The sequence below is a fragment of the Antrihabitans spumae genome (assembly GCF_043944905.1).
GTDB classification, from domain to species: domain Bacteria; phylum Actinomycetota; class Actinomycetes; order Mycobacteriales; family Mycobacteriaceae; genus Antrihabitans; species Antrihabitans spumae.
This window is the reverse complement of the sequence record NZ_JBIMSN010000144.1, coordinates 1-25,071: the sequence shown is the minus strand read 5'-3', so window position 1 is coordinate 25,071 and position 25,071 is coordinate 1. Positions and strand designations below refer to the sequence as shown.

The window sequence follows — 25,071 nt, the reverse complement described above, 5'->3', positions numbered from 1 at the left end:
CTCCAAAAGGACTCACGAGCCGCTTGCGGCCTCAGGCTTTTCGACCGAGAAATGCAAGCACCGCGGTCTGCTGGTCGGCATCGACGGGTGCGTCCAACTCCGGACCGAAGGCGCCGGGTGTCCGAATCGCCGGACCCATGCTTTTCGCGAACGCGTCGACCCACTCGAGGTCGGCAGCGTCGATCGTGTCCTCGATGCCCGTCGCGTGGGCGATGTCCCAGCCATGGACGATGAGGTCGGCGCAGAAGAACGTGTCGAACGACGCACGCAGAGTGGTCGTGCCGAAGCCGCCGTCGTACTCGCGATCGGCCTTGGCGGGATCGTCGAGAATGCTCTGCACCGCATCACGCGTGTGGTGCCACGCTGCGGACGGATCGTCGTCCACGGAAGGTCCGGGCGGCACCGAGAGGTCGACCTTCGTCACGAAGTCGGCTTGGCTCTCGACGACGTGGCGAAGTACGTCCCTCGCGGTCCATCCTTCGCAGGGAGACTGCGCGTCCCAGTTCTTTGCCGGCACAGCGTCGACACGATCGGTCAGCGCGGCGGCGAGCCGACGGTAACGGTCGGCTGTGGGCTCTTCGGGTGTACTCGTCGTGTTCATAAATCCATCGTCAGCCCGGACCGCCGCCCGGCGATTGCACATTTCGGAAAACTTCGAGGCGGGGTCGCAACTGCGTCAGGTCGATCTCGTCGCCGTGTTCCAGCTTTGCCGATATCCCCGCGGCGTAGCGAACGAGACCGGGAGCGTCGATGTCGTGTGGTGGGGTGTCGCTTTCGTTCGCCAACCGTAGCTCGGCCCGCCGCAGCAAGGTCAGTGCACCTTTGACATTGCCGCGCTGAATGTGGGTGATCCCAACCGCGAGCTGCGCGAGGCCTTGCCATAGTTCCCGCTCGGACTGGGGCCCGTTCTTCCACGCCGCCTCGAGCACTTCGTGCGCGTTGAAAGCCAGGCCGCGGTCCAGCAAATCCTGTGCGTAGGTGAGCGTTTCGGCAGGTGGAAGGTCGAGGTCGTCGGGGATACGCTCGACTCCCTCGCTTCCCGGCGGCAGTGGTCGACCGAGTGCGTCGCGGGGTCGTGAGCTGCGCGCCCTGCCGTCCTCGTCGCGATCACGTTCGATGTCGGGCACGCCCCGATCCTACGTGCGTCACGATCACGTCCAATTCCGCAGAATCGCCGTCGAGGCGTACATGAGCTGTACTAACGTCGCCCAGATGAGCGACATCGCCGTGGTCGTCGGCGAACTCCGCGAGGAGTGGGGGACCACAGACCGAATGATCGCGAAGCTCTCGTCGGCGCAATGGAATCTCGAGACGCCGAGTCCAGGCTGGCGTATCAAAGATCAGATCGCGCATCTCGCAACCAGTGACGCTGCTGCCTTGGCCGCCGCGAAGTTTGCTGGCCTCGCGACGCCGCCGTCACCGGCGGAGGTCACGGGCAAGGCGTTGGATCCATCGGTGCTCGGCGACCAGTCCGCGCGACTGACCGCGCGTATGCCCCAGCCCGTTGTCGTCGGTCTGTGGCGTGCCACCCGACGAAAGCTTGCCGAGACCTTGATCGAGTTACCGAGCGACCGCAGAATTCCGTGGTTCGGCCGGTCGCTCACCGCGTCGGCGATGGCAAGTGCTCGCATCATGGAGACCTGGGCGCACACCGTCGACATCTCGGACGCCCTCGGGCTCGGGATCGACGCAACGGATCGACTCAGGCACACCGCGTACATGGCGGTCGAGAATCGTGACGGCTCGTTTCGAGCGCACGACCAGGACCCGCCCGACGAAGAAGTTCGCCTCGAACTCACGCTGCCGAGCGGTGTCGAGTGGATTGCCGGACCCGCGCATACGTCGTCGAGAGTGCTGGGAAGTGCGCTGGATTTCTGCCTGGTCGCCGCGCGCCGCAGACATCGCGACGACACGGATCTGCAGGCCGTCGGTCTTGCGGCCGACAGGTGGTTGCAGGTGGTTCAGGCCTACGCGGGAGCCGCTGGAAGCGGTCGGCAGCCTCGCGCCCTCGAGTCCAAGGCCGACATCTTTATGACCGACAACGAAAGACGTGCCGATGAGCAACAGCAGTGAGCAAGCATTGTCCGACGAATTGGGCGGTTCTCTACCCGAACGGTTTCGAGAGCTGAGCGAGGAGCGGCTCGCCTGGCTTCTCGAGACCCTGAAGTCGGCGAAGGTCGTCCAGCTCGCCGACCTGGACAAGAGCACCGAAGACACCATCAACGGTCTGCCGATGATGTTGCGCGGGCCCGTGCGAGCGATCATCGGAGGAAAGAAATGACCGAGGTCGTCGATACCAGGGCAGAGTTGGTCAAGCTGTCGAGGATCTTGAACGTCGACGTCTCGGAACTGGCGTTTCTGGAGACGGTCGGCTGGCAGGCGTTGCGAGAGTTTCGCCAGCAGGCGACCGATCAGTTTTTCGTCGCGGCCGAGTCGAGGCTCAAGAATCTCGCCGCTGCCGCCAAACTGGTGCCCAATCCGGTGATCGTGAAGCTCGCACCGAAGTACTTCGAGCCACGGATGGCAGCGGCAGTGGCCAGCTTGATCGACGAAGAGAAGGCGCTCAAGCTCGTTCCGAAACTTCCGGTGGGGTTGATGGCGGACGCGTCGGTGTACATCGATCCGCGTCGCGTGGGTCCGCTGATCTCGAAGGTGCCGATCGAGGTTGCTCAAAGGCTCGCGCCGATCCTTTTGGAGCGCGAAGAATTCATCACGTTGGGTCAGTTCATCGACTTCGTGACACCCGAGATGCTGGCGGGTCTGCTACCCGTCGTCGACGACATCTCGCTATTGCGGATCGCGGAGGTCACCGAGAACAAGGCACAGCTCAACGTCATCATGCCGCTCATCGATGACGCACGAATCGGTCGGACGATTCAGACCGCCAAAGAGGCGGGCATGCTCGGCAACGCTGTCGAACTGCTGACGGAGGTGAGCCTCGAGGTCCGTGGGCGGATGGTGAATGTCGCTGCGCAACAAAGTGACGGCGTGCTCGACGCGCTTGTGCAAGCTGTGCATTCCGCCGGAAGTTTCGCGATGCTCCTGCCGACGACGACCTGGATGGAGCCGCAGAACCTGGCGCGTTTCGCAAAGTCGAAGGCTTTCGAAACCGCCGACGTGATGAAAGGCGTTGTTGCCGCGGCAGATCGCGACTATCTCTGGGCAGCCGTCGTTCCACTCGTCCCGAACTTCTCTGATGCAGGCCGTCGAGAGTTCGCTGCCGCACTCGGCAATATCGACGGCGTGGAAAAACTGGTCGATGCGGCTGCTGCCGTCCCGGCACTGTTCCCATTGATACTCCCGCTTGCAGCCGATCCCATCAAGGAACGGTTGGCTGCCGCTGTCGGCAAGCTGGAGGTTTCGGAATTCGAACGAGTCGTCCAAAGTGTCATCGCCGCAAACGCTTTGACCGAATTGTTGCCGATCGTTCCGATGTTGCCCAAGGCCGCCCAGGAGCGGGTATCCGACCTTGCCGCGAATTTCGACCCGACGCAGATGCGCGAGGCACTGGTCGACGCGAGTGAAAACGGTGTGCTGCCCGAGTTGCTCGAGGTCGCTGCCGGTATGCCACTCGCCGCGCGTGAGCAGACGGTCGGGATCATCTCCGACAGCGCCGACGACGACGATCTGCTCGGCGTGACACTGGAACCCGACGATCAGCTGAACGTCTGGAATCAGTTGCTGAAGCTGGCCGACGATGTGCCTTTGCCTGCACTGGAACAACTTTCGCAGCGTGCGGCATTCCTACCTCTCGACGGTGTGATGCCGTCAGTGCTCAAAGCGGCCGAGGCGACGAACGAGTGGACGACCAGCTTTGCGATCCTGAGTGGGATCCACAAACGTGCCGAAAGCGAAGGTGTGCCGCTCGAATTCACCGTCCCCGCCCGATTGATCCAGATGGCGGCCGAAAAGGCTTCGGAGACAACTGATACGACGGACTCACTCTGGTTCGCGAAAGCTCTTCTCGCGCAGTATGCAAAGGACGACGCCTACGCGAAGACGTTCGACGACACCGCAATTCATGCCTCGGCTGCCGTGAGGGGAGCCGCGGAAAGTGCGGTCCAGGTCTCGATGGGTCTGATCGGCGAAGGTACGCAACCGATTCGGTCCGTCGCAGCCGTGGTCCCGGGAGGTAAGACCGTCACCGACGCTGTCACCGGTGCTGCCGACTTGGCCACCGGTCTCGCGTCGTCGTTGTTCGGTCGGGCGAAGGCTGCGAGCAAAGCCGTCAGTGACGCTGTGGCACCGAAGGATCCGGAGTAGCCGGCAAACCGGTCGAACTGAGCAGCAGCAGCGCGATATCGGACAAGCCAGGTTCGAGATCGAGTAGGCCGCCGGGTCCGCGAGTGTGGAGACAGTCGCGAATCCGGTCGTCGATGCCCCCGATCAGAAATTCGAAAACCTCGTCGGCCAATTCGCCACTCACGGCATGCTCGTGCACGCCGAGTGCGCGGGCGGCACGCATGCGGTCGGCAAACAGCGTGATCATCCTGCGGCGATACCCGATCAGGGGTGGGCCTGCGATGAGTGCCTCGATGTGTAGTGCGCGACCCACGGCGGGTTCTTCGGTGAGGATCGTGAGGTATGCGGTCAACGAGGTGCGGACGAGTTGTTCCCAGTCGAGTTGCCCAGCCGATCGAATTGCGTTGTTGAGCCGAATGCCGACAAGGTCGACGATCAACTCGAATGCGGCGGCAAAGCACTCTTCCTTGGTGTCGAACAGTTCGTAGAAGGTGCGCCGTGAGATCTGCGCGCGGGAGACGAGGTCGGCGACGGTCACGGGTTGATAGCCGCGCTCAGCGACCGCGTCGAGCATCGCAACATAGAGACGTCCGCGCTGGGATTCGAGGACCTCGGCGCGGCTCAGTTGGTGTGGACCACGTGGCAACTTTGCGTCCGACGAGGTCACCTTCATTCCGTCACGATATCAACTCCTAGCTGCGGGCATCTGGTTGTGAAGCGTGCCACTGTTGCTTCGAAAAGTGAGGAACGCTACAGTACTCGACTAGTGAGGTACGCAATCGTTTTCCTTTGGTCGGTCGGGTGTCGTGGACGAAAGAGCAGGTCGGGTGCAATGAAGCTATTCGTACGAAGATGGGTGTCGGGCATCGCCGTTGTCGTGACCACGGTCGCGCTCGGCGCGCTGGCGATGCCGGTGGCGCATGCAGAAACAGATGGCGATCTTGGCGCTGCGTGGACCGCGGTGCACGACGGTCCGGCCGAATATCCGGGCGTCCACATCGATTGGGACGTACCGATCACGATGAGCGATGGCGTCGTCATCAAGGCCAACGTCTATCGACCGATGGATGCCGCCGGACGCATCGTCGAGAAGCCGCTACCGACGATCGTCAACATGACGCCGTACACAAAGCTCGCCTACATGCTGCTGGAGTCGGCAGTGTCGATTCCGTACCTGTACGACTCCCTGGTCACGCTGATCAACAGGTTCGATCTGTTCAACTTGAACGGCACGCCGTTCTCAGGACTCGGCGATCAGATCAAGATCGGCACCAGCGGTGTTGCTCGCACTATTGCCGTCGACCGCAAGCTGATTCAAAGCGGCTACACGCAGATCGTTGCGGACGTACGGGGAACAGGCTTCTCGCAGGGGGTTTGGCAGGTGTTCGGCGAGCGCGAAAAGCTCGACACCGTCGAAATTGCGGAGTGGTCGGCGAAGCAACCATGGTCGGACGGGAACATCGGTCTGACCGGCGTGTCCAATGGCGGCATCAGTGCGATGCAAGCCGCTGAGCAAAAGCCACCGTCGGTCAAGGCGGTGTTCGCGACTGTCCCTGGCAGTGATCTGTTGCGAGACACGGTGGCGCCGGGCGGCGGTTTCGTGGTCGGTTTCGTTCCGCTCTGGCTCGCGGTCGTCAACGGCGCGAAGTGGGTGCCGGACCTCGCCTCGATCGTCAATGGTCAGTTCGACTGGAAATGGTTGGCCGACCGAGTCGCCAGCCCTGTGACGTTCATCGACACCTTGCTGCGGGCACTCGTCGTGCCGTCGGTCGACGCGATTCCGCCGGACATGGAACAACTGCTCGACCCGAACGGTCCGTTCCGACAAGGCGTCACCGGTCATCCGGAGCAGATCGAGGCTCCGACTTTCATCATCGGCGGGTGGCACGACATCTTCGCCAACTCGCAACCGGCTGCCTACAACGCGATCCCGCTCCCGACGTCGAAGAAGAAGCTCGTCATGGGGGATTGGTACCACTCGACATTCGGAGCCGGAATGGGGGTCGCGGGTGCACCGCCGCGGATGGATGTGCTGCAGCGAGCGTGGTTCGACAAGTGGCTCAAGGGCATTGACAACGGCATCGATCGCTATAGCTCGACGACCCTGTTTCAGCAGGGCGGCGGGTGGACCGGCGGTGAGGAGTTTCCCCGATCTGGCGTCACACACACGCGGCAGTACCTCTCGGCCGAACCGAGCGGCACGACCGGGATCGTCGCCCACGACGGAACGCTGAGTTCGACGCCACCCAGCGGTGTTTCGACGTTGACCGTCTCTCCCGGTTTGTCGACCATCTGCTCTCGTGACGGGGCCCAGGGCACTGCGGGCGTCATCGGAATCGTGGACGGTTGCGGCAAGGATTCTCGCGTCGCAGAAGTTGCGGCGCTGACGTTCACCGGGCAGCCCGTGACCGAGCCGACTCTGATATCGGGTCCGGTCAACGTGCACCTCAACACAGTCTTGGACGCGACGGACGGCTATTGGTCCGTCACTCTCAACGACGTTGCGCCCGATGGCAATTCGAGAGTTCTCACGTCGGGCCAACTGACCGCGTCGTTGCGCGCGAACGACGACAGTAAGAGTTCCAAGTCGGCGAACGGCGACTACACGGCACCGTTCCCGACGTTGACGCTCGCCGATCGGCAGGCAGTTGTACCGGGCCAACCGACGACGCTCGACGTCGGGCTCGTCGCAACCGACGCGGTCCTGCAGCCGGGGCACCGACTGCGTGTCGACGTCTACGCCGCCAACTTTCCTAGGGGGATGATGATTCCTGCGCTCCTGCTCGAATCGCAGCTCAGGCCGCAGCACGTCGTGCTCGATCCGTCGGCACCGAGTTGGGTGAACGTGCCACTGAGCAGGCCGATCGGGTAGTCGACGCTCTCCAGGCAAGGCGCAATGTCCATCAAATAGCCTACATACCAACGTAATTGGTCGCTGTACGTTTGCGTACATCGCGACCGACCGTTGGAGGCCCGTCATGGAACCTGCGCCGAAATTTGATCTGAAGCCGTATCACCTAGCGTGGGCGGGTGCGGCGTTGTTCGGGCTCTTCGCGTTGCTCACGCTGGGAAACGGCGTCTCCACCGAGACGACCTACGACTCGATCACCTACGAACGCGAAGAATCGACCAACTTGCTCTCGCAATTGGTGTTCATCGCGTTATGGCTGGGTGCCGCGGCTGCGTGTGTGCATTTTGCGCGGAAACTGCGAGCAGATCGCACGCTCTGGCCTGACGCCATGCACGCGTTTCTTGTCGAAAATCGACTGGCAGCCCAGGTGCCGACCTTCACCGAAGCCGACGCGGAATCCGATCGGATCGTCTATCTCGGCGACGTAGTTCCGGTCCGCCCACTTGGCTTCGTGGAATTGCTGAGCGCCGCGGTCGCCGTGATGAAGCGCAACCCGCGGATCACCCTCGTGCTCCCCGCAATTGTGATCAGCACTTGCATCGCGGGAATCATGTTCCTGGTTCAGCTCGTATTCACCGTGATTGTCTCGGACGCGTTCTCGGTCGACGCACTGTTGACAGCGTTCGTCACAACACTTCTCATCGTGACTGCCGTCGCCCTTCCGATGGATGCGTTCATCGCTGCGGTGACAGTCGTCGGAGCGGACCGGGCGATTCGTGGTGAGCAAGCAAAAATCGGGCCGGTCGTGAGCAATGCGCTCTCGCGTATGTCCGCGCTGATCAAGTTGATGCTGGTGTTCTACGCAATCTTCCTGCTGCCGTACATCCTGATCGTTCCGATGTCGATGATCGTCACGAGCGGGGGAGCGGAGACGCTGTTGATCTTGCCGTCCTTCGCTCTGATTGCGGTCGAGTTCGTTGCCGGCGTGCTGCTCAGCCTCGCCCCTATCGTCATGGTGATCGAGAAGACCGGACTAGTCGACACTTTCAAGCGGACGTACAGCCTGACCCGCCCTGCGCTGGGGCGCCTCCTTGGAATTCATCTGCTCTGGTTCGTCGTTGTAGTCCCGATCTCGATCGTCACGATGATCATCGGAATGATGGTGCATTGGATCGCCATGATCGTCGTTCTCGCGATCGGTATCTCGTTCTTCCGGATCCTGCAAACCCTGATCTACCACGACGTTCGGGTCCGGCAAGTGGGCTACGCGGAAGAAGTGCTCGCCGAACGCGAGGCGGTGCGGATTGCGGCCCAGGTGCAGCGCGATTAGCTTCTGTCGATCTGTCCTAACTTGTGGGTTCTGCCCTGACCAGCAGTTCCAGGAATTCCCGATTGATAAACAGCCGATCCCGGCCGACTTTCATGTCCTGAAGCAGATCAGCCTTCGCGAGGTCGTCGAGCCAGCTGGTCGCGGTCGGGCGTGACACTCTGCAGCGCTCGACGACCGTCCTGATCCTGCAGTACGGCTGCTCGAACAGAATCGATCGGAGTTCCGCGTTTGCGCCACCTTTGGAGGCTTCGCGTGCGCGCTCGTTGAAATCCGCCTGTAGCAAGCGAATGTCTTCGATTTTCCGAAGAGTCGCCCGCGAGGTCCGCTCGATCCCGCTGAGGATGTAGAGGATCCATTCCTCCCATGCGTCGTCGGCGGTCACATTCTGCAGTAGCCGGTAGTAGTCCTGTTTGGTGTCGATGATGTACCGCGATAGGTACAACACCGGGAATCGCAGCAGACCTGCCTCGACCAGCATCAGTATGTTGAGAATTCGACCGGTACGGCCGTTTCCGTCGCTGAACGGATGGATTGCCTCGAACTGATAGTGCGCTACCGCCATGCGAACCAGCGGATCCATGCCGTCGTCGGAATGAATGAACGACTCCCACTCGCCGAGCTTCTCAGTGATCAGATGCTGCCCCTCGGGCGGACTGTAAGCGATCTTGCCGGTAGCCGTGTTCGCGATGCGTGTTCCTGGAACTGCGCGGACCTTCATCTCGCGGTTCTTGATCGTGCTGCACACCAGCGCTGCGGTCCCGGCAGTCAGGCCTCGATCGAGGGTTGTCTCGAAGCCGTTCCGCAGGGCCGTCCGATAGCGGAGTGTCTCCCTGGTGGCAGGGTCAGCACCTTTCTCATCCTCGAGGTGCTGAAACAGTGCGTCTGCGGTGGTGACGACGTTCTCGATCTCGGAAGAAGCTTGTGCTTCAAGAAGCGGGATCGTGTTGATCAGAACTGTGGGGTTCGGAATCGATACAACGGCTTGATCGAGCTGGGCCACAGCAGCATTTGCACCGATCGCGGCCTTGAGCACGAGTTTCGTCTCTAGCTCGTCGACGGTGGGTGGAGGTGGAAGTGCGTTATAGGGGGCCTCGGGGTTCCAGTTGGGCATGGCGTGACAATCCCACAGAGGAGCTGACATGTAAAGAAGGCAGTCCAAATATTACACATCGCGACAATGTGTGAAGGTTTTTGGTTTGTCGGACCACGACGTCGCAAGCGCGACCGATCGCCAGCCTCACGGGTCGACGGTCGCATAGAACAAGCCCCTGACCACGCGCGTATTGGTCAGGGGCTCGATTCGTGGCGGAGGATAGGGGATTTGAACCCCTGAGGGCGTTAACCCAACCCGCGTTCCAGGCGAGCGCCATAGGCCACTAGGCGAATCCTCCGTGGAGCAGCATACCGGCTAACCCCCTCGTTCCAAGAATCGCCGACCGCTGCGGGCTCTGACGGTGCGTCCCGCTACACTCTTCGATGGATCCCGCGCGGCGCGCATCCTGTGAACTCCCCCAGGGCCGGAAGGCAGCAAGGGTCAACGGGCTCTGCCGGGTGCGCGGGGTCCCCTTACATTTCTGGCCGCCGTACGTAGCAGCGACCGACAGTCGTCATTCGAGTAACGTGACACGCCGACACCGTGCCGTGATCGTCGTGCCGTCGAAAGGTCGTCAGCAGGATGCCTACCCAGACCCAATACGGGTTGATGAGTCCCGATGAGCTCGTTGCCGAGCGCGATCGCCAAACGGCGAACTACACGCAGCTCAAGTCGCAGAAGCTGACGCTGGATCTCACCCGAGGTAAGCCGTCGTCTGCGCAGCTGGACCTCTCGCAAGACCTCCTCTCGTTACCGGGAACCAACTTTCGTGCTGCCGACGGCACTGATTGTCGAAACTACGGCGGACTGACCGGCTTGCCCGAACTGCGGGCGATCTTCGGCGAGCTGTTGGGTATTCCCGTCCAGAATCTGTATGCGGCCGGCAATGCCAGCCTCGAGTTGATGCACGACACTGTCGTCTACTCACTCTTCGCCGGAACGGTCGATTCGCCGGCACCGTGGGCGAACGAACCGGGTCGCAAATTCCTGTGTCCGAGCCCTGGCTACGACCGGCACTTCGCGATCACCGAGGCATATGGCTTCGAGATGATCGCCATTCCGATGAACCCCGACGGACCCGACGTGCACGCGATCGAAGAGCTCGTCGCGAACGATCCCTCGATCAAGGGACTGTGGGCGGTACCGAACTACTCCAATCCGACGGGTGTCGTCTACTCCGAGGCTGTCGTCAAAGCTCTCGTCTCGATGCCGACGGCAGCTCCGGATTTCCGGCTGTACTGGGACAACGCCTACGCCGTCCATCCGCTGGTCGAAGAGGCCGCACCCAACCTCGACGTGTTGGGGATGGCCGCCGCCGCAGGCAATCCGAATCGCCCGCTGGTGTTTGCGTCGACGTCCAAGATCACCTTTGCCGGCGCAGGGGTCAGCTTCATCGGTGCTTCCGAGGCGAACCTGAAGTGGTACGTCCAGCACGCAAGCAAAAAGACCATCGGGCCTGACAAGGTCAATCAACTGCGGCACGCCCAGTTCTTCCAGGATGCCGACGGCGTCCGTGCCCATATGGCGAAACACCGCAAGATCATGGCGCCGAAGTTTGCGCTGGTCCGCGACATTCTCGAAGACCGCCTCGGTGCAAGCAAGACCGCGTCCTGGACCGATCCCAAGGGCGGCTACTTCATCAGCCTCGACGTGCTCGACGGAACCGCGGGGCGCGTTGTCGCATTGGCGAAGGAAGCCGGGATCGCATTGACACCGGCAGGGTCGGCATTTCCGTACGGCAAAGACCCCGACGACCGCAACATCCGCCTCGCCCCGTCGCTGCCGCCGCTGGACGAGGTCGCGTCGGCGATGGACGGCGTCGCAACGTGTGTGTTGCTCGCCGCGACCGAGAAGCTGATCGCCGGTTAACTGCCCGGCCGGTCGTGGCAGGATCGAAGCATGGCACTCACGCTGCGGCTCGCGCAGGACCCCGACGCGGACAAACTGCTGTCGGAATCGCCTCTCGCGTTGTTGACGGGAATGCTGCTGGATCAGCAGTACCCGATGGAGGCCGCGTTCGGCGGCCCGAAGAAGATCGCCGACCGCATCGGTGGACTCGACGTGCACAAGATCGCGGAATTCGATCCCGACGAGTTCGCGACGCTGTGCTCCACGACGCCGGCGATTCACCGTTATCCCGGCTCGATGGCGAAGCGGATCCAGGCGGTCTGTACCTATCTCGTCGACGAATACGACGGCAATCCGGAAGCGCTCTGGACCGTCGGCGACCCTGACGGCAAAGAGGTGTTGAAGCGGCTCAAGTCGCTGCCGGGCTTCGGCGATCAGAAGGCGCGGATCTTCCTCGCGCTGCTCGGCAAGCAGGTCGGCGTGCAGCCCGCGGGCTGGCGTGAGGCTGCGGGAGCCTACGGCGACGAGGGGTCCCGGCGTTCGGTCGCCGACGTCGTCGACGCCGAAACGCTCGGTGAGGTCCGCGAATTCAAGAAGCAGGCCAAAGCTGCGGCGAAGCAGAAAGCTTGATGCGTCAGGTTGCGCCGTTTGCGGTCAGCGTGCGTCCAGTGTGCTGCACACCGACCCGGATCGGCGCACCCTGACGAGCCTCAGCATCCAAGAACTTCAGCGCCGACCTACCAGCAGCGTCTGAGTCGACCGGCCCAGCGGACCCTGCTCGTCGAAGAGTGCGGACTCCGCCATCCCGATGCCGTGCGGCTGCGGATAGGTGACCGCATCGAGGCACACCCATTCGCCGACCGGCTGTCGGTGCAGCGTCACGGTCAGGTCGGTGTTGATGAAGACGTAGCGGTTCCAGTCGAGTGTTGCGCTGACGCCGTTGCCGGAATCCGCGGCCGCGAGGGTGCGTTCGAGCGGACTCGGGTCGTGTCCGGCGACGATCGGCTGACGTAACCGGATCCAGCACACAGCGGGTCCGGGTTCGATGAAAGTGCCTGACACAAAACGATATTCGATCGCGGTGTGGAACCCGATCTTCTGCACGGACGGAAACGGTGCGTCGGCGTTCGCTGTGTCGGGACCTGGACGACTACCGGACGGAAGCACCGCAGGGTCGAGCTCGAGCGGGGGATCGGATCGTTTGATGCGCCATGCGTTCGCCTTCATCACGACGCCGCGCTCGGAGCTCAGCGTCGCCTCGATCAACTCGACGCTGCGGCCCGACCTCGTCACCCTGGCCTCGACGGTCAAGGGTGCAAGCGGAACCGGGCCGAGTATTTCGACGGCGACCCGACCGACATCGAAACCTTCACGTGGCTCGCATCTTTCGATGACATGGCCCAGCAACGCCGACGGCGGACCGCCGTGCTGCGCGTCGGGCGACCAAGGTCCACGGGTGTGTTCGGTCGATTCGAAGCGGCCGTCACCGATCGGGATGTAGAAGGCGTTCACGTCGCCAGTGTTCACTATCGCGACGGTGGTTCTTCCTCCAGCCCGATTCGCTTGTGCAACGCGACGAGCGGTTTCGGTGCCCACCAGTTCGCCCGTCCGAGCAATTGCATAAACGCAGGAGCCAGCACACTGCGGATGAGCGTCGCGTCCGCGAGGACGGTGATCGTGAGCCCGAGCCCGAACAGCTGGATGAACGAGATGTTCGCCGACGTCATGGCAAAGAAGACGATTGCCATCAAACCTGCTGCGGCCGTGATGATTCGGCCGGTCCGGGCGACTCCGAGCGCGACGGCGTGTGTGTTGGCGGCGTCGGTACGGTCGGATTTCAACCACTCTTCACGGATTCTGGAGAGCAGGAAAACCTCGTAGTCCATCGACATGCCGAACGCGATGCAGAACATCAGGATCGGCATCGTCGGCACAAGAAAGCCGGTTGCCGTGAAGTCGAGCAGACCGGAAAGGTGGCCTTCCTGGAAGATCCAGACCATCGCCCCGAATGCGGCCGTCAGCGAAAGAGTGTTCAGCACCAGTGCTTTCAACGGGAGCACAACGCTGCCCGTGAACAGGAACAACAGCACGAAGGTCGTCAGAGCGATGAGGCCGAGCGCGAGTGGCAACTTCTCGCCGAGCGAATCGAGAGTGTCTTCGTTCTGCGCTGCCGCACCGGTGAACAGGGACTCACCCGGGCTCGGTATTGCGCGCAGCGCGTCGATCTGACGGGTGCCCGCATCCGAGAACGGGTCGGCACTCGTTCCGATGCTGAGGTAGGTCCCGACGCCGTTCGGTGGGAAAGGCGACTGATCCGTGATGCGCAGGCCCGCGCTGAACACACCGGCCTGTGACAGCACACCGGTGACGCCGTCGACCTTCGACAGAGCGGTTGCGTAGCCGGCCAACTCCTCCGACTTGCCTGCGAAATCAGGCAGAACGACCGTGGTCGTGGCGGCAGCGTCCTGTGCGAAATCGGTCCGCATGATGTCGCCGACCTGACGGCTGGTCGCGTCCGCCGTGTTCACACGGTCGTCAGGAGAGCCGAACTTGACGTTGAGAAAAGGCGCTCCCAGAAACAACAGCGCGACGATGACGACGACGGCGACCGGTGCGGCCCTTCGCATCACAGCGGTGACGCCGCGGTACCAGAGCGTCTGCTCCGGGTCTGGGACGGTCGGGTTCGGGCGTCCGGTTCGGCGTCGCCACCACACCCGCACGTCGAGCGCATTGACTCGGCGACCGAGCAGGACGAGCGCCGCAGGCAGAACCAGAATCGACGCGAGCGCCGCGGTACCGACAACTGCCAGACCTGCATACGCGAACGATTTGAGGAAGTACTGCGGAAAGACGGCAAGCGCGGCGAGTGACAGAGCGACGGTCAGTGCCGAGAAGAAGACGGTCCGCCCAGCTGTCTGCACCGAGCGGAACACGGCCTGTTCGGGTTCGAGTCCTCGTTCGAGTTCCTCGCGGTATCGACTCACGATGAACAGGCTGTAGTCGATCGCCAACGCCAGACCCATCGCGGTGGTCATGTTCAGCGAGAAGATGGAAACATCGGTGACCAGGGTGAATGCTCGCAGGATGGCGAGCGTCGACACGATGGCGAACAGGCCGACGAGCAGCGGTAGCAAGGCGGCGACAACGCTGCCGAACACCCAGATGAGCAACAGCAGCGTCAACGGAATCGCGATGGCCTCGGCAACCGCGAGATCCTTGGTGATCTGGCTGTTGATCTGCTGGAAGACGACTGTGAAACCACCGGCCCTAACCGTGACGCCGTCGGCGGTACCGGTCAGTCCCTCCACGATGCGCTCGGCGCGAGCGGGCGCTTCGTTGTCGTCGCCGGCCACACGCGCCGTGACCAGCGCACTCAGGCCGTCTTTGCTTCGCAGTGCGGACGCAAGATTGGCGGGCACCTCCCAGTAGGAGGTGATCGCGCTGACCTCGGGTTCGGCTCGAAGAGCTGCAGCGATCCGGTCGCCCGCTGCGCGTGCAGCAGGATTGGAGTCGACCCCGTCGGTCGTGGTGATCAGCAGTGTGAGGTTGGGCTCACCACCGTGAAAACTGTCGTTGAGAAGGTTTGTCGCCCTGGTCGATTCGGCATCGGGAGGGATGAAGCCGCCGCCCTTGAGATGGTCCGCAGCCGATGCCCCGAACACGATCGCCAGAAAAGCGACGATCAGTGCCCCGACGAGGACGATCCGCGGTCGGTGGACCGCAAGCCTCGCAACACGGACGAGCATCGACGTCCCTCCGCAGGCTAAGCACAACCCCGACGATCAAACTGGCGGCGTCAGAATATCGTCGTCGTCGCCCTGCGCGGGACGGAACGTCTCAGTCTCGTTCGCGATTCGGCTGGCCCGACCCGAACGGTCCCGGTCGCTTCTGCGAATGTCCGTGCACACCTTCGGAATACGCGGTTTCAGCATGCTGGGCAAAGTCGATGCCCGCAGTCTCGTCTTCGGCACTGACTCGGAATCCGAGCGTCTTGTCGATCAGTTTGCCGACGGCGAAGGAAACTGCGAACGCGTACGCGGCAACGACGACGACACCGACAGCCTGTTTTCCGAGCTGAGCCAGTCCGCCGCCGTAGAGCAAGCCCTCGGGGCCGCCGGTCATCACTTCGGCTGCGAGGAAGCCGATCAGCAGCACGCCGACGACGCCGCCGACGAAGTGCACGCCGACCACGTCGAGGGAATCGTCGTAGCCCGCACGGAACTTCCAGCCGACAGCGAACGAGCACACGACACCGGCAAGCAGGCCGACGATAAGCGCACCGACAACCGTCACCGAACCGCACGACGGCGTGATCGCGACAAGTCCAGCCACCACGCCCGAAGCCGCACCGAACGTGGTCGGGCGGCCGTCTCGGATCTGCTCGACCGCGAGCCAGCCGAGCATGCCGAGGCAGCCCGCGATCATCGTGTTGAGGAATACCGCCGCAGCCATGCCGTTCGCTGCGAGCGCCGAGCCGGCGTTGAAGCCGAACCAGCCGAACCACAGCAGGCCGACGCCGAGCAGAACGAACGGCAGGTTGTGGGGTCGCATCGCGTCGGCCTTGAAGCCGATCCGGGGACCGAGGACGAGCGCGAGGGCAAGCGCCGATGATCCGGACACGATCTCGACAACCAAACCGCCTGCGTAGTCGAGTGCACCGAACTTCGCGAGCCAGCCGTCCGGTCCCCAGACCCAATGCGCGACGGGGGCGTAGACGAGCGTCGCCCAGATCGGCACGAAGAGCATCCATGCCGAGAACTTCGCACGGTCCGCGATTGCGCCGCTGACCAGTGCGACAGTGAGGATTGCGAAGGTGAGCTGGAATGTCGCGAACAGCAGTTCGGGCACGTTGCTGCGGACCGTGGTCGGGTCGATGCCCGCCATGCCGACGTGGTCGAGGTTGCCGATGAGGCCGCCGCCTGCATCGTCACCGAATGCGAGGCTGTAACCGAAGAGCAACCACGCGACCGTGACGAGCGGGATCGAGATGAAGCTCATCATGATCATGTTGAGGACACCCGTGGAACGGACCATCCCGCCGTAGAAGATCGCCAGACCCGGCGTCATCAACAGAACGAGAGCCGTACTCGCAAGCAACCACGCTGTGGCGGCAGGATCGATCGACACTTCTATCTCCTTCGCAGGCCGGATGCTCGCAAGAGGATATGGCGAGCCGGTCGGTCGATCGTCGGCGGGCTATCGAATGGCTACACGCCGGCTGGGTTACGAAGCGATGCGACGATCCCACTCGACGGCTCGGTAGATCCGTCGCTCGTTGCGCTCCACGCCGATTGGACATCGTCGGGAGTCGTCGCAAGAACAACGTTCGTCGATTGCGAGAAGACGTCCAGGTACTCGTTCTGTGCTCCACCGATCAGCCGCACCAGCTCGTGCCGCCCCAGCTCCTCGGTCCGTTTCTCTATTTGCGACGGAGCGAAGAACAGCTGCGGCGTGGGTCCCGGCAGGGTGTCGTCGCCGTTGAAACCAGCCGGGTCCTCCCAATGCGTCGAACCGACGGTCAACGACAGCGCCAGACCGGCTCCGAACAGGGTGTGCACCGTGCGTCTGGTCGAGGCATTGCCTGCGACGTCGACGTAGTTGATCGGTTCGGTCAGCGTCGAACCTGCGAGCTCGTCGTAGGTGATCGTTGCGTCGTAGCTGCCGAGGCCTTCGACGTAATCGCGATTGCGTCGTGAGGTCAGGCCGACCACCTGCGGACGGTTCGGGTAGCGGCCGAGGCACCAGGCCGTCGCTGCTGCGGTCTTGCTCGATGCGCTCGAAAGAACGATCGTCGACGCTTGGTGAAAACCCGCCTGTTCGAGCTGGTCCGCGATCAGCCAAGCCGTTCCGAACAGTGGACGAACAAGCGATTCCAGCCCTTCCCGGGTCGGATCTTCGGGCCCGGCTGGGAGGTAGGCGTTGTACAGCGCAGGCAGTTGACGACGATGTGGTGTCGCATCGAGCAGCCGTGAGCCGGGTTTGCCTGTGGGGGTGATGGTCGCGTGCGTCGACATCGGCCAGAAGCCGTAGAGACGATCGCCGACGCTCGCCAGTTCCGTCGAGCTTGCGACAACTTCGGCGAAACCCCACGCGGGAACTCGACCCCAGCCGTCGGGCGCCGGAAAGAACTGCCAATAGCCGAGCACGTCGCCCGCCGTCGCATAGGTGACGTTGTTGGCGGTGAGTGCAAAACGTTGCACCTCGACGACAACCTGCCCGTCCTCCGGATCGGGGGTTGTCGCGGCACGGACTTCGGATATGCGCGGATCGTCGCGCCGGACAAGCAGATCGACACCTTGGAAGGTCACGTCGGCGAACCTACCGGCGTCGACCGACAATTCGGTGAACTCGCCGCTGCCTTCCCCGCTTGTCGGCGCACGCCGGTACCCTCACCCGCGTGGCCCTGTACCGGAAGTATCGACCCGCAACCTTCGCCGAGGTGGTGGGGCAGGAGCATGTCACCGAGCCGCTGAGCACCGCACTCGATGCAGGGCGAATCAATCACGCGTATCTGTTCTCGGGTCCGCGTGGGTGTGGCAAGACGTCGTCCGCTCGAATTCTTGCCAGGTCGCTGAACTGCGTCGAGGGACCAACGTCGACCCCGTGCGGGGTGTGCGTTTCCTGCGAGGCGCTTGCTCCCGGCGGGCCGGGCAATCTCGATGTCATCGAGCTGGACGCCGCGAGCCACGGCGGTGTGGACGACACCCGTGAATTGCGTGATCGTGCCTTCTTCTCTCCGGCGGAATCGCGTTACCGCGTCTTCATCGTCGACGAGGCGCACATGGTCACGACCGCCGGCTTCAACGCGTTGCTCAAGATCGTCGAGGAACCGCCGGAGCACCTGATCTTCATCTTTGCGACGACCGAGCCGGACAAGGTCCTGCCGACCATTCGCTCCCGGACCCATCACTATCCGTTCCGGTTGCTGCCACCTCTGACCATGCGCGGTCTGCTGGAAAAGATCTGCGCCCAGGAGAGCGTCGCTGTCGAGGGAGCGGTCTATCCGCTGGTCATCCGCGCCGGTGGTGGTTCGCCGCGAGATTCGCTCAGCGTGCTGGATCAGCTGCTCGCCGGTGCGGGCGACGATGGTGTCACGTATCTACGCGCATTGGCTTTGCTTGGCGTCACCGACATCGCGCTGATCGACGAAGCCGTCGACGCTCTTGCAGCCAACGACGGCGCAGCGCTCTTCGGCGCGGTCGACAAGGTGATGGAGGCGGGTCACGATCCGCGCCGCTTCGCCGTCGATCTGCTCGAACGCATCCGCGATCTGATCCTGCTTCGTGCGGTTCCCGACGCAGGCGAACGCGGTCTGGTCGATGCTCCTGGCGATGTACTCGAGCGGATGCTGGACGAGTCGCAACGGATCGGTCCGGCGACGCTGGCGCGGTACGCAGAGCTTCTCCATGCCGGGCTCACCGAGATGCGCGGCGCGACCGCTCCTCGGCTGCTGCTCGAAGTGATCTGTGCCCGGATGCTGCTGCCATCGGCGTCTGACGCCGAATCTGCGGCGTTGCAGCGGATCGAGCGCATCGAACGCCGACTCGATGTGACGAGACCGTCGAGCGGCTCCGACGTGGAGAGTGCGGCAGAGCCTGCTCCCGTGGTCCGTCGACGCAGTATCGAAAGGCCTGAGGCTGCGGCAGTTTCGCCGCCCGCGGTCGTGCCTGCTGCTGTCGAGACCCCCACAGTTGTGCCACCACCTGCACCGACCGAGCGGCCTGCTCCGCCGACCGTGGCACCACCGGAACAGACCCCTCCCGCGCCGCAGCCTGCGTTCAGGCGGTCGTCGCAGCAACCGACCGAAGCTCCGCCCGTCGCCGAAGCACCGGAACCGCAACCCGAGCCAGCAGCTCAGGAATCAGCAGCTCCGGCAGCGTCGAATCAACCCGATGCCGTCGCGGTTCGTGCCGTGTGGTCCGAGGTTCGGGCGAAAGTTCGGGATCGCAGCCGGACGGTCGAGGTCATGCTTTCTGGTGCGACCGTCGCAGATGTTCGCGACGGAGTCATCATCCTCACGCACGAATCTGCTCCTCTCGCAAAGAGACTCATGGAATCGCGCAATGCGGAGGTCGTTCGCGATGCACTCCGCGACGTGCTTGGTGTCGACTGGGAGGTCCGGTGCGAAACCGGATTGCCCGGTGCTTCCGCGGCCGTGAAACCTGCCAAGAAGGCTGCTCCTCGCACCGCTCCCGCAGACGGGGGTCCACGGTTCTCGCGCCCGAGTCGCGGGCAACCAGAGGCGCCTGCGCGATCGTCGTCGCCGTCGACCGACGACGAGGTGCCCCCGCCTCCTGAGGAGCCCGACTATCCGGACGACCCGAGTCCGCCACCGCCTCCAACCCCGGAGGAGGAAGACGAGATGATCAAGGAGTCCGCGCAGCCGGTCGACCAGGCCGACAGGCGTGACCCCGACGATGTCGCATTGGAGCTTCTGCAGACCGAGCTCGGCGCAAAACCGTTCGACGTTTGAGCCTCGCAAAGGCAGTGCGGGTCAGTTTGGTCGGACCCGCCATGCGTGCGGTCGTCGGCGGCCATACTGACACGAGCCACATCGTCCAAGGGATATTGACGGGAAATTGACATGATCTTCGGTATTGACGTGTTCGGGCTGATTCCCGCGCTGATTCCTTTGTTGCCGAGCACGATTCTCGGCTTCGTTCCGGATGCGTTCGGGGCGCTCGGCGAGTGGGGCGCGTGCATCGCGCAGTACGGGGCCGAGTCGCCGTTGTGCCAGGGTCTGTAGCTGAACGGGCCTGAACGGCGCTCTAAGTTAACTGAAATTCGCATATTTTCCGGATTTAAGGTGGGGCAGCTTCCATCCGCATGCCTGTTCGTTCTATGGTGGAGGGTGCAATGGACCGCTGTACTGAGTTGACGATGTTTATACAGCGTCAACATTCGTCGGGAATGGACGTGAAGTTTGCACACGTCCTACTGGCGGCCCCGCCAACAGGCTTGCCGATCTCTCGGCAGCCGATCTAGTTCGAACGAGCGGCGCTGGCCGCACACAGGAAGGAAGACGTCAAAGTGACGACAGAGGCGTTTATCTACGAGGCTATTCGCACTCCGCGTGGCCGTGGAAAGAAGACCGGGTCGCTGCACTCGGTCAAGCCGATCGATCTCGTGGTCGGACTCATCAACGAGCTCCGCGTCCGATTCCCGGACCTGGACGAAGACCGCATCTCCGACGTCATCCTCGGATGCGTCGCACCGGTCGGCGACCAGGGTGCAGACATCGCGCGCACCGCAGTGCTCGCCGCAGGTCTGCCCGACACAGTCGGCGGCTTCCAGCTCAACCGCTTCTGCGCCTCGGGCCTGGAAGCTGTCAACCTTGCTGCACAGAAGGTGCGCTCCGGCTTCGACGAGCTGGTCATCGCAGGTGGCATCGAGTCGATGTCGCGCGTGCCGATGGGCAGTGACGGCGGCGCGTGGGCCATGGACCCGGCCACCAGCTACGACACCTACTTCGTGCCGCAGGGTGTGAGCGCCGACCTGATCGCCACGATCGAAGGCTTCTCCCGCGACGATGTCGACGCATATGCCGTCCGCTCGCAGGATCTCGCGGCCAAGGCGACGACCGGCGGCTACTTCGCCAAGTCGATCGTCCCGGTCAAGGACATCAACGGCCTCGTCGTGCTCGACAACGACGAGCACATGCGTCCCGGCACCACGTCGGAAGATCTCGCGAAGCTCAACCCGTCGTTCTCGATCATCGGTGAGATGGGCGGCTTCGACGCAGTTGCACTCCAGAAGTTCCACGCCGTCGAGAAGATCAACCACGTTCACCACGGTGGCAACAGCTCGGGCATCGTCGATGGCTCCGCGCTGGTCCTCGTCGGCAGCGAAGATGCAGGCAAGGCTTCCGGACTGACCGCGCGTGCACGCATCGTGGCGACCGCTACCAGTGGCGCCGATCCCACGATCATGCTGACCGGACCGACTCCGGCCGCCAAGAAGGCCCTCAAGCAGGCCGGCCTGACCCTCGACGACATCGACCTTGTCGAGATCAACGAGGCGTTCGCGTCCGTCGTCCTGAAGTTCCAGAAGGACCTGAACATCCCGGACGAGAAGCTCAACGTCAACGGCGGCGCCATCGCGATGGGTCACCCGCTCGGTGCCACCGGCGCCATGATCACCGGCACGATGGTCGACGAACTCGAGCGTCGCAACGGTCGTTACGCCCTCATCACCCTCTGCATCGGCGGCGGCATGGGCGTTGCCACCATCATCGAACGCGTCTGACGCCCAACCGAAACTTCTAGGAGACAAACGCTGTGACGACCACAGAAACCGCAAACATGATCGGTTGGGAAAAGGATTCGGACAACATCGTCGTACTGACGATGGACGACCCGAACCAGGGCGCCAACACGATGAACGAGCTGTACAAGAACTCGATGACCGCAACGGTCGAGCGCTTGGAAGCTGAGAAGGACGACATCGCCGGTGTCGTGCTGACCTCGGCGAAGAAGACCTTCTTCGCCGGTGGCGACCTGAAGAACATGCTCCAAGTTGGCCCCGACGACGGCCAGGCATTGATGGACGAGCTCGCTCAGATCAAGGGTGCGCTGCGGCGCCTCGAGACTCTCGGCAAGCCCGTCGTCGCCGCGATCAACGGTGCCGCACTCGGTGGTGGCCTCGAGATCGCACTCGCAACGCACTACCGCATCGCTGCCGACGTGCGCGGTGTGCAGATCGGTCTCCCGGAGGTCAGCCTCGGCCTGCTGCCCGCAGGCGGTGGCGTGATCCGTACCGTTCGTATGCTCGGTCTGCAGGGCGCGCTTATGGGTGTGCTGCTGCAGGGTCAGCGCAACAACCCGACCAAGGCCAAGGAGATCGGCCTGGTCAACGAGCTTGTCGGTTCGGTCGAGGAATTGGTTCCTGCCGCGAAGGCGTGGATCAAGGCCAACCCCGAAGGTGGCGTTCAGCCGTGGGACAAGAAGGGCTTCAAGATCCCCGGCGGCACCCCGTCCTCGCCTGCATTCGCAGCGAACCTGCCTGCCTTCCCGGCCAACCTGCGTAAGCAGATCAAGGGCACGAACATGCCGGCACCGCGGGCAATCCTGTCCGCAGCGGTCGAAGGTTCGCAGGTCGACATCGACAACGCGTCGCTCATCGAGTCGCGCTACTTCGTCTCGCTGCTCACCGGTCCGGTTGCGAAGAACATGATCCAGGCGTTCTTCTTCGATCTGCAGAGCATCAACAACGGTGGCTCCCGTCCGGAAGGTGTCGCAAAGAAGGACATCAAGAAGATCGGTGTCCTCGGCGCAGGCATGATGGGCGCGGGCATTGCCTACGTCTCGGCAAAGGCCGGGTACGAGGTCGTCCTCAAGGACGTCACCATCGAGGCAGCCGAGCGTGGCAAGAACTACTCCGAGAAGATCGAGGCCAAGGCCCTTTCTCGCGGTAAGACCACCGAAGAGAAGTCGAAGGAATTGCTCGCTCGCATCACCCCGAGCGCCGATGCCAACGACTTCAAGGGTGTCGACTTCGTCGTCGAGGCAGTGTTCGAGAACACCGAACTCAAGCACAAGGTCTTCCAGGAGATCGAAGACATCGTCGATCCCGATGCGCTGCTCGGCTCGAACACGTCGACCCTGCCGATCACGGGCCTCGCCGCCGGTGTGAAGCGTCAGGAAGACTTCATCGGAATCCACTTCTTCTCGCCTGTCGACAAGATGCCGCTGGTGGAGATCATCCGTGGTGAGAAGACGTCCGACGAGGCGCTTGCTCGCGTGTTCGACTACACGCTGGCAATCAAGAAGACCCCGATCGTCGTCAACGACAGCCGTGGCTTCTTCACCTCGCGTGTCATCGGTACCTTCATCAACGAGGCCATCGCGTTCCTCGCCGAAGGTGTCGAGCCTGCCACGATCGAGCAGGCAGGTCTGCAGGCCGGTTACCCGGCAGCACCGCTGCAGTTGGCGGACGAGCTGAACATGAAGCTCATGCAGAAGATCGCCAAGGAGACGATGGAGGCCGCCGAAGCTGGCGATACCACCATGGGCCGCGAGCGTCACGCTGCGCAAGAGGTCATCGACTTCATGGTTGCCGAGGGTCGCCCAGGTCGTCTCGAGAAGGCCGGCTTCTACGAGTACGACGAAGACGGCAAGCGCACCGGCATTTGGGCTGGTCTGCGTGACCAGTTCAAGAGCAAGGCCGACCTGGACGTTCCGTTCCAGGATCTGATCGACCGGATGCTGTTCGCCGAGGCGATCGAGACGCAGAAGTGCTTCGACGAGGGTGTTCTGACCACCACCGCCGACGCGAACATCGGCTCGATCTTCGGCATCGGCTTCCCGGCCTGGACCGGTGGCGTGCACCAGTTCATCGTCGGATACCCGAATGGTGGCAAGGCGGCGTTCGTCGCCCGCGCCGAAGAGCTCGCGGCCAAATATGGCGAGCGCTTCACTCCGCCCGCCAGCCTGAAGGGCTAGGCGGCTTCGCCGCTCGTGAGTCCTTTCGGAGGTCCCGACCTCCGAAAGGACTCACGACCCCGGTTGTCCACAGGCTTGTAGTTATCCACAGGGCAATCCAAAAGCCCAGGTCGCGCTTCAGGGCCCGTTGCCCCGTGACCGCACTATTGGCGTATGACGTCTCCTCGGTCCGCCAACAACTTTCAAGTGTTGCTCGATTCGCAGTACGGCCTCGCGACTCAGACGCAACTCGCTCCCTACGGCTACGCCCGCCCTCGACTACGGCATCTGGTCGAAACCGGTCAGTGGATGGCAGTCCTGCGCGGCATCTACGCCGTCACCAACGGACCTCTCTCACGGCAGATGGCCTTGATGGCCGCACTTCTGTACGCCGGTCCGCGCGCAATTCTGAGCCATCGAACCGCAGCGGAAGAATGGCGAATTCTCCCCGTCGATCCGACCAAGCCGATCCACGTGACCGTTCCGTACGGCGAATCGGCGAAGTGCCAGTCGCCGACCTACGTCTCGCCTCCGGCGACAGGAGCCCGACCGCTGCCGCTCGTCGGTGATCTGCGACATCCCGGCGTCGTCGTCCATCGGTCGCGGGCACAGGCGCATATCGCGGTGGACGGTATCTTCCCTCGAACCAAAAAGACCGACACCGCAATCGATCTCGCTGTCGGTGAACCGTCGGCCCGCGCTGCGCACGATTCTCTGATCGCAACGGTGACCAATGCGAACATCCGCTTGGACGAGATCCGAGGCTGCCTCGAGCAGCGCGCTCCGCGTCGGTATCGAAAGGCGTTGGATGCAGCAGTGGCGCTTATGGCCTCGGGCGTGCAGTCGGTACTCGAACATCGTTACGTCGTCGATGTCGAGCAAGCGCACGGTCTACCTGTGTCACGGAAGCAGAGTCCCGTCGTCGTCGACGGCAGGACGCTGTACGAAGACTGCGACTACTCGGACTTCGGCGTTCCGCTATTGGTACGACTGGACGGCAAACGTGTACACGCGATTGCGCAGGTGGCATTCAGGGACCGACGCCGCGACAATGCCGCGGAGCTGGCCGGCAGACCACGCCTGACCTTCGGCTACGAAGAGGTCACCGAGAAGCCGTGCGCTGTTGCAGCCGAGGTCGAGCAGGTGCTCACCCGCAACGGCTGGGTCCGAAAAACCCCAGGCAACTGCGCTGCTTGTGAGTCTTTTCGGAGGGCCTGACCACCAAAAAGAGGCTCTTGTGCTCTAACCGTGGGTGGTTTTGGTGTTGATGTGAGCGCACGCCGTTGTC

The 25,071-nt window shown here is 63.0% G+C and carries 20 protein-coding genes, 1 tRNA gene and 1 other RNA gene; 13 read left to right on the top strand and 9 right to left on the bottom strand.

The window, feature by feature from the left end; genetic code table 11:
- Positions 1-31: 31 nt before the first annotated feature.
- Together ACHIRB_RS27885 and ACHIRB_RS27880 are read right to left on the bottom strand one after the other, a co-directional pair.
- Positions 32-601 (bottom strand): TIGR03086 family metal-binding protein, encoded by a 570-nt coding sequence (locus tag ACHIRB_RS27885; protein WP_395126022.1) that lies wholly within the window; start codon positions 599-601, stop codon positions 32-34.
- A gap of 10 nt (positions 602-611) precedes the next feature.
- Positions 612-1,127, bottom strand: a complete 516-nt coding sequence (locus ACHIRB_RS27880; protein ID WP_395126021.1) for a DUF309 domain-containing protein — start codon at positions 1,125-1,127, stop codon at positions 612-614.
- A gap of 85 nt (positions 1,128-1,212) precedes the next feature.
- Here ACHIRB_RS27880 and ACHIRB_RS27875 point away from each other — a divergent pair, with 85 nt between their 5' ends.
- From ACHIRB_RS27875 to ACHIRB_RS27865, 3 genes are read left to right on the top strand one after another with little or no spacing between them, the layout of a single operon-like run.
- Positions 1,213-2,073: a TIGR03084 family metal-binding protein gene (locus tag ACHIRB_RS27875; RefSeq protein WP_395126020.1), complete on the top strand. Its 861-nt coding sequence runs from the start codon at positions 1,213-1,215 to the stop codon at positions 2,071-2,073.
- Positions 2,057-2,281: a hypothetical protein gene (locus tag ACHIRB_RS27870; RefSeq protein WP_199704823.1), complete on the top strand. Its 225-nt coding sequence runs from the start codon at positions 2,057-2,059 to the stop codon at positions 2,279-2,281. The genes ACHIRB_RS27875 and ACHIRB_RS27870 overlap by 17 nt, the downstream gene beginning before the upstream one ends.
- Positions 2,278-4,263 carry a hypothetical protein gene (locus ACHIRB_RS27865; protein ID WP_395126019.1) on the top strand — a complete coding sequence of 662 codons (1,986 nt, stop codon included), beginning with the start codon at positions 2,278-2,280 and terminating at the stop codon, positions 4,261-4,263. The genes ACHIRB_RS27870 and ACHIRB_RS27865 overlap by 4 nt, the downstream gene beginning before the upstream one ends.
- Here the strand turns inward: ACHIRB_RS27865 and ACHIRB_RS27860 are convergent.
- Positions 4,229-4,915: a TetR/AcrR family transcriptional regulator gene (locus tag ACHIRB_RS27860; RefSeq protein WP_395126018.1), complete on the bottom strand. Its 687-nt coding sequence runs from the start codon at positions 4,913-4,915 to the stop codon at positions 4,229-4,231. The two genes, ACHIRB_RS27865 and ACHIRB_RS27860, sit on opposite strands and share 35 nt — an antisense overlap.
- Positions 4,916-5,074: 159 nt before the next feature.
- Between ACHIRB_RS27860 and ACHIRB_RS27855 the strand changes: the two genes are divergently transcribed.
- Positions 5,075-7,114 (top strand): CocE/NonD family hydrolase, encoded by a 2,040-nt coding sequence (locus tag ACHIRB_RS27855; RefSeq protein WP_395126017.1) that lies wholly within the window; start codon positions 5,075-5,077, stop codon positions 7,112-7,114.
- A gap of 106 nt (positions 7,115-7,220) precedes the next feature.
- Entirely contained in the window at positions 7,221-8,423 is a 1,203-nt protein-coding gene (locus tag ACHIRB_RS27850) for a hypothetical protein (protein ID WP_395126016.1), read from the top strand.
- A gap of 16 nt (positions 8,424-8,439) precedes the next feature.
- Here ACHIRB_RS27850 and ACHIRB_RS27845 read toward each other — a convergent pair whose 3' ends face one another.
- Positions 8,440-9,534, bottom strand: a complete 1,095-nt coding sequence (locus tag ACHIRB_RS27845) for a Fic family protein (RefSeq protein WP_395126015.1) — start codon at positions 9,532-9,534, stop codon at positions 8,440-8,442.
- A gap of 192 nt (positions 9,535-9,726) precedes the next feature.
- Positions 9,727-9,814 (bottom strand) — tRNA-Ser (locus ACHIRB_RS27840).
- Positions 9,815-9,898: 84 nt separating this feature from the next.
- On the opposite strand from ACHIRB_RS27840, the gene ffs reads away from it, so the two are divergent.
- The 3 genes from ffs (at position 9,899) to ACHIRB_RS27825 (ending at position 11,994) form a co-directional block, all read left to right on the top strand.
- Positions 9,899-9,993: signal recognition particle sRNA small type (ffs, locus tag ACHIRB_RS27835), an RNA gene on the top strand.
- Positions 9,994-10,098: 105 nt separating this feature from the next.
- Positions 10,099-11,385: an aspartate aminotransferase type Ic gene (locus ACHIRB_RS27830; RefSeq protein ID WP_199704827.1), complete on the top strand. Its 1,287-nt coding sequence runs from the start codon at positions 10,099-10,101 to the stop codon at positions 11,383-11,385.
- Between the two features lie 30 nt (positions 11,386-11,415).
- On the top strand, positions 11,416-11,994 hold the full coding sequence (locus ACHIRB_RS27825) for an HhH-GPD-type base excision DNA repair protein (RefSeq protein ID WP_199704828.1): 579 nt from the start codon (positions 11,416-11,418) through the stop codon (positions 11,992-11,994).
- Between the two features lie 96 nt (positions 11,995-12,090).
- Here ACHIRB_RS27825 and ACHIRB_RS27820 read toward each other — a convergent pair whose 3' ends face one another.
- From ACHIRB_RS27820 to ACHIRB_RS27805, 4 genes are all read right to left on the bottom strand, one after another.
- Positions 12,091-12,891, bottom strand: a complete 801-nt coding sequence (locus ACHIRB_RS27820) for a thioesterase family protein (RefSeq protein ID WP_395126014.1) — start codon at positions 12,889-12,891, stop codon at positions 12,091-12,093.
- Positions 12,891-15,110: an MMPL family transporter gene (locus ACHIRB_RS27815; RefSeq protein WP_395126013.1), complete on the bottom strand. Its 2,220-nt coding sequence runs from the start codon at positions 15,108-15,110 to the stop codon at positions 12,891-12,893. The genes ACHIRB_RS27820 and ACHIRB_RS27815 overlap by 1 nt, the downstream gene beginning before the upstream one ends.
- A gap of 91 nt (positions 15,111-15,201) precedes the next feature.
- The gene (locus tag ACHIRB_RS27810) at positions 15,202-16,491 is read right to left on the bottom strand and encodes an ammonium transporter (RefSeq protein ID WP_395115249.1); all 1,290 of its coding nucleotides are present in this window, start codon (positions 16,489-16,491) and stop codon (positions 15,202-15,204) included.
- An 80-nt stretch (positions 16,492-16,571) separates the two neighbouring features.
- Complete coding sequence (locus tag ACHIRB_RS27805; protein WP_395126012.1) at positions 16,572-17,672, bottom strand: DUF2855 family protein; 1,101 nt, start codon at positions 17,670-17,672, stop codon at positions 16,572-16,574.
- Positions 17,673-17,761: 89 nt separating this feature from the next.
- On the opposite strand from ACHIRB_RS27805, the gene ACHIRB_RS27800 reads away from it, so the two are divergent.
- The 5 genes from ACHIRB_RS27800 (at position 17,762) to ACHIRB_RS27780 (ending at position 25,001) form a co-directional block, all read left to right on the top strand.
- Positions 17,762-19,837, top strand: a complete 2,076-nt coding sequence (locus ACHIRB_RS27800; protein ID WP_395126011.1) for a DNA polymerase III subunits gamma/tau — start codon at positions 17,762-17,764, stop codon at positions 19,835-19,837.
- A gap of 111 nt (positions 19,838-19,948) precedes the next feature.
- Positions 19,949-20,110, top strand: a complete 162-nt coding sequence (locus ACHIRB_RS27795) for a hypothetical protein (protein ID WP_199704832.1) — start codon at positions 19,949-19,951, stop codon at positions 20,108-20,110.
- A gap of 284 nt (positions 20,111-20,394) precedes the next feature.
- Positions 20,395-21,609: an acetyl-CoA C-acetyltransferase gene (locus tag ACHIRB_RS27790; RefSeq protein WP_199704833.1), complete on the top strand. Its 1,215-nt coding sequence runs from the start codon at positions 20,395-20,397 to the stop codon at positions 21,607-21,609.
- A 56-nt stretch (positions 21,610-21,665) separates the two neighbouring features.
- A complete protein-coding gene (locus ACHIRB_RS27785) occupies positions 21,666-23,804 on the top strand; it encodes a 3-hydroxyacyl-CoA dehydrogenase NAD-binding domain-containing protein (protein WP_395126028.1) in 2,139 nt (712 codons plus the stop codon).
- Between the two features lie 153 nt (positions 23,805-23,957).
- On the top strand, positions 23,958-25,001 hold the full coding sequence (locus ACHIRB_RS27780; RefSeq protein WP_395115244.1) for a hypothetical protein: 1,044 nt from the start codon (positions 23,958-23,960) through the stop codon (positions 24,999-25,001).
- Positions 25,002-25,071 lie beyond the last annotated feature (70 nt).